Annotated in this window: 6 protein-coding genes; 2 read left to right on the forward strand and 4 right to left on the reverse strand. The window is 24.5% G+C overall.

The annotated features are described in order from the left end of the window. Positions 1 to 334: 334 nt before the first annotated feature. Genes nusG through rpmG form a run of 3 tightly spaced genes read right to left on the reverse strand, consistent with a single transcriptional unit; the run spans position 335 to position 1,583 of the window. The gene (gene nusG / locus FJO69_RS07650; RefSeq protein ID WP_140781563.1) at positions 335 to 922 is read right to left on the reverse strand and encodes a transcription termination/antitermination protein NusG; all 588 of its coding nucleotides are present in this window, start codon (positions 920 to 922) and stop codon (positions 335 to 337) included. 8 nt (positions 923 to 930) lie between these two features. After that, positions 931 to 1,437 (reverse strand): preprotein translocase subunit SecE, encoded by a 507-nt coding sequence (locus FJO69_RS06265; protein ID WP_277872288.1) that lies wholly within the window; start codon positions 1,435 to 1,437, stop codon positions 931 to 933. Beyond that, complete coding sequence (gene rpmG, locus FJO69_RS02890; RefSeq protein WP_140781564.1) at positions 1,437 to 1,583, reverse strand: 50S ribosomal protein L33; 147 nt, start codon at positions 1,581 to 1,583, stop codon at positions 1,437 to 1,439. Before rpmG ends, FJO69_RS06265 begins: the two co-directional genes overlap by 1 nt. Before the next feature lie 74 nt (positions 1,584 to 1,657). On the opposite strand from rpmG, the gene FJO69_RS07655 reads away from it, so the two are divergent. Together FJO69_RS07655 and thiI are read left to right on the forward strand one after the other, a co-directional pair. Further along, complete coding sequence (locus tag FJO69_RS07655; protein WP_140781565.1) at positions 1,658 to 3,256, forward strand: hypothetical protein; 1,599 nt, start codon at positions 1,658 to 1,660, stop codon at positions 3,254 to 3,256. Positions 3,257 to 3,263: 7 nt separating this feature from the next. Next, positions 3,264 to 4,415 (forward strand): tRNA uracil 4-sulfurtransferase ThiI, encoded by a 1,152-nt coding sequence (gene thiI / locus FJO69_RS02900; RefSeq protein ID WP_140781566.1) that lies wholly within the window; start codon positions 3,264 to 3,266, stop codon positions 4,413 to 4,415. 155 nt (positions 4,416 to 4,570) lie between these two features. On the opposite strand, the gene FJO69_RS07660 is transcribed toward thiI, so the two are convergent. After that, a partial coding sequence (locus tag FJO69_RS07660; protein WP_211333791.1) for a restriction endonuclease subunit S occupies positions 4,571 to 5,298 on the reverse strand: 728 nt, incomplete at its 5' end.

Genomic DNA, 5,298 nt, shown 5'->3' on the forward strand with positions numbered 1-5,298 from the left:
GGCACACAGCCAGCGTTCATCCTGAGCCAGGATCAAACTCTTAAATAAAGTTGATTGGTTTTGTTATATTGTAATTATTAAAATTGACGTTATGGTATTCGTATCCAGTTTTCAAAGAACTATTTTTGCTTTGTCGTTTCGAACATAGCAAAATAAATTATACAGATTTTCATAATTATATTTCGAAAAAAAATTATATTTTTGAAAGCCTGATTTCTTAATAAATTTCGCCATTTTTTGGCTTGATTTAGTTAAGCGTTATTTATTATACATTAATATAAAAAAACAAAATAAAAAGGCAAGATTTTTTGCTTATCTTGCCTAAATATTATTATTAACCGACGATTTCTAAATCGGTGTAATCAAATTCTGTTGGAACTTTTCTACCAAATTGTTCGATGTTAACAAAAGCTTTTCTAGTTGCATCATTATTTTTAATAATATCCCCAGTTTCGCCTCTAAATATTCCGTTAATAACTCTAACGATAGTACCTTCTTTAAAAGCGGTTTCGATTTCGCCAGCGTCAAACTTAGCTTGTAATAAAGCTTCTTGCTCAACCATCTTTTCATAATTCTTTTGTGAAACAGGAGTTGGTTTAGCTCCTTTTCCAGAAGATCCAATTAACCCGGTAACATATTGGGTGTTACGTACTAAGTATCAAGCATCATCTGTCATAACCATATTAATAAAGATATATCCTTTATATATATTTACATATCTAACGGTATATTCTTCACCAAAAGCTTTTTTCTCCATTTCCCGATTTGAAAGATGAGGCATTTTGAAAATTCTAATTTCTTTAAATAGCTCTTCCATATTTTGGGTAGCTATTTTATTTTTTAAAGCTTCGATAACATTATCTTCTTTTCCAGAAACTGTTGAGATCATATATCATTTAAAATCTTTACTTGTAATTTCCATATTAACTCCTAATTTTTAATTCCAACGGTATTTCAAAGACTAGTAAATCCTAATGTAACTAAGAAACAGAATATCGCTGCCCCAACCGCAAAAGCCACGGTAATACCAAATCATTTTCAAGCTTTACTACTTTTTGGTCAAATAATTCTTTTAATTTCTTTAACTCAGTTTTTTAAAGTTGAAGATTTATAAGTATTTAAATTTTTAATATTACTTTGGGTATTTTTAATCGCTTCTTCGTTTTTATCTATTTTATCTAATAGTTTGTCATACTTTTTATCAAAAGCTTTTTTAGCTCTTTTATCTTCTTTAAAGTATTCACGTTGATTTTCTTGAAGTTGTTCTAGTTCAGCTTTTTTAGTTAATAATACTTCTTTTTGTTTTAACAGTTTTTCTTGTATATCTTGTTGTTGTTTTAAAAACTTAGCTTTTTTAGCGGCAACTTTTTGAGCGATTTTTTCTTGGTGTTTTTGTTTTCTTAAAAGTTTTTTGTCTTCCATATTACTTTCTGACATTATTTTTCTTCCTTATGTAATGTTTGTTTGTTACATTTTTTACAAAACTTATTTAATTCAAGTCTTGCTTCAGAACTTTTATTAAGGGTGTAATTCTTAGTTAGACACTCTTGACAAGCCATAGTAATTTTCTTAGTCTTTTTCATAATTAATAATTATATTAAAAATGATAAAAATTAATTATAAGTAAAAAATTTACAAGTGATTAAAATATTTATATATGTGACGTTTAATAATAATTTCTTTACTAATTGTAATCCTAGTTGCTCTTTTAATTTGAGGAGCCATTTATGTAGCTAATAAAAATAAAACTACCAAAATTAAAAAGGCGTTAGTTAGCTATACAAAAATCATTGAAAAATCACACAACGAAATTTTAATGATTAATAATCAGTTTGAAGTGTTTGCTAAACAAACTAATATTTTAGCCGCTTCACGTAAAATCATTAACGAAAGTTTGCTTAAATATGAAAAAGCTAGAAGTAAATTTTTAATGTTAAAAGATAAAATCTTAAATGATATTGATAATCATGACAGATGACATAAATATAAGTTGTGCAAATGTGCTAAGAAAAATAAAAAAGATTTAAAAAATATTTATTTAATAAATAAAATCATTCACGAAGAATATAACAACATTAAAAGTTTAGAAATTAAAAAAGGTTCTAAAATTGATAACAATTTAATTTATTATCACCAATGTTTAGAAACTTATATTTACTTTGAAAAAATCTGAAATAGAATTGAAAATGTTGATTGAATTAAAAATAATCAAGATCAAGTTTTAAATTTAAAAAAACAAACTCAAACCCTTTTTGATTGATTTAGAAAAGATGGATTTATTAATGCTAATAAAGAAGAATTAGATAATAAAAAAGGTTTATTAAATAATTTAATTATTGCCTATATTGAAAAGATAAATAATTTAAAAGTTTTAAACAATAAGTTAAAAGAAATTAATTTAAATTTATTTGACCTTAAAAATTTATACGAACAAAACGAAAAAGTTTTGGGTAAATATTTAGAAAATATAAAAGCTAGTTTTGATTTATTAAAGCAAGAAAAAGAAATTAAAAATATAAAAAAAAGTTTAAGTAATTTAAACAAAGAAGATATCGATAAATATAATGAATTATTAAACGATATTTTAAGCACAACATATCAAATAAAAAACGATATTATTATTAATCTAAAAGCTCAATTAGTTTTAAGAAATTATGCTGATTTTATAGTTGAGCTAATTGAAGGAACTATTGCTAAATATAAAACTTATAATTTAAATAATTACGATAAAAATTTAGAAGCTATTTATTTAAAAGTCAATAATAATTTAGAACCTTTATTAGCTTTTTTAAAAACCCATAAAGATAAATGAGCTTTATTAGAAACTATTGATTTTAAATTACGAGCTAAACAAGTTTTACAAAAACTTTTTGAAGTTTATAACTTAGCTGAAAAACTATTTAATAATAAAAAAATAGTTGATGATAAATTTAAATATTTTAAAAAAACATATATCAATTTATTAACTAAAATAAATTGATTAAATAGTGAAGTAATAGATGAAGAAAATAAGTTATTTTATACTAATTTAAAAAATGGCATTAATCCATCGCAATTAAGTTTGATTTTACAAATTATTAAACTTTATAAGATGTTTAATCAAATACTTATTTGTGATGCCGTAAAAAATCAAATAGCTTATCAAGTAAGTTCTAACGATGAATTAAAAAAACTGTTTTTAGAATTTGTAAACGAAAAAGATTTAAATCAAAAATACAATATAATTTTTGACTATGTTGAAAACAAACTAAACTAGGAGATTTATGCAGTATAACAAAATTTTAATTAGATATGGAGAGTTAACTTTAAAGGGTGAAAACAAAAAAGATTTTATTAATCAGTTAAAACAAAATTTGCTTTTATATATTCCAAAAGAACAAATAAAAATGGAATACGATCGAGCTTTTTTAGAATATAACGAATTAAATTTAAACGCCTTAAAATATATTTTCGGAATATCATCTTATTCTTGTGTTTATCAAACTACACATGAATTAGTTGATATTGAAGAAATTGTTAAATATATTATTAGTCAAAAACAATTTAAATCTTTTGCAATTAAAGCTAGAAGACATCAAAAACAATTTCCATTAACTAGTGCTGAACTTAATATGCATTTTGGCGGCGTTGTCTTAAAAAACACCGAAAACAAAGATGTTAATTTAACTAATCCTGATTTAACTATTTATATTGAAGTAAGAGATAAAGAAACTTATGTTTTTACCGATTATATTGCTGGTTTAGGCGGAATGCCAGTTAATACCGCCGGAACTGCTTTACATTTAATTAGTGGCGGAATTGATTCTCCTGTAGCAGCTAATCTATTACAAAAAAGAGGTATGAAAATAAGTTTTTTAAACTTTATCACTCCGCCCCATACTGATAGTGAAACTACTAGAAAAATTGATGAAATAGTTAGTTTGTTAGCAAAATATCAAGGTAATGCTACTTTATATCAAATTAATTACACTGATATCATGAACTATATTGGTTTAGTTTCAAATCAAAAATATAAAATTACTTTAATGCGTCGTAGTTTTTATCGAATAGCTAATAAAATTGCCAATAAATTTAATATTAAAGCTTTATCAAATGGAGAAAATTTAGCACAAGTTGCTAGTCAAACCCTTGAATCAATTTATACCATTTCAGAAGTTTGCAATATTCCTATATTTAGACCACTTTTAACTTATGATAAAAACGAAACGATTAAAATAGCTGAAAAAATTAACACAATGCCCATTTCAATTCAAAAAGCTTGTGAAACCTGCGAATTATTTGCTCCTAAAAACCCGGTTACAAAACCGAACCGTGAAGAAGCTCAAAAATTAGAAGCAGAACTTAAGAATTTAGAAGTTTTAGAAGATCAAGCAATTGAAAATATGGCTATATATAAATTTAATATTAATAAATAATAAAGAAATAAAGAGCCTCTCTGGGCTCTTTTTTCGCAACTACAATCTATATGTTGCAACAGCCTTAACCATTACACATATATTAAATTTTAGCACGTTTAATAATCTATTTTTTAGAGTAATAAATAATTATTAAATTGTTTAATTAATAGATATTATTTATTGATTTTTTCTATTAAAGGCAGAACTGTTTCTAATTTATTAACAATGCGTTGTTGTTCTTCAAGAGGGGGTAATGGTAATAATAAATTACTCAAAATACTGCTATTTATTGTGGGTACGGCAGTGCCGACGATAAAATTAGATAGATTTATATTAGAAAATCAAAAATATAAATAATTAAACATGTTAAAAACAAAAGGATAAATATACGAACAATTTAAATCTATTGATCCGTTATTTAATAAAACTCTTCTTTTATTTGTATAAATTGCTCCTCCGTTTTTTGGAAAAACTATAGATGGATATTCTATTTTATATTTGTTAGGAACATAAAAATTTGTTTTTTGTAAAATATTTTCATTTTCAGGGTCGTTCATTGATGAAACTTTAAAAAAGGGTACAAGATCAACCCTAGAATAAGTAAATATTGCTTCTTTATTAGGAGTTAATCCAGAAGATATTTTACCCACTTGTCCCATTCTGTTTCAAACTCAGTTATCTCGTATCTTAAACGGAATTTGCTCCGTAATATCAACAACTTTACCCCCAACTTCTTCATATCATTTATTATCTTTTTTATAAATGTATGAAGAGGTTTTATTAGCTTTAATTTTCTTTTCTGCTATTAATTTTTCTTTTTCTTTTTTAATTAAAGCTAATAAATCTTCAACACTAGAATCAGAAGGTAATTGTTTGGTTAGTTTTCCAGAAATTGCATAAT

The organism is [Mycoplasma] falconis, assembly GCF_006385795.1.
In the GTDB taxonomy this organism is placed as follows: Bacteria; Bacillota_I; Bacilli_A; order Mycoplasmatales; family Metamycoplasmataceae; genus Metamycoplasma; species Metamycoplasma falconis.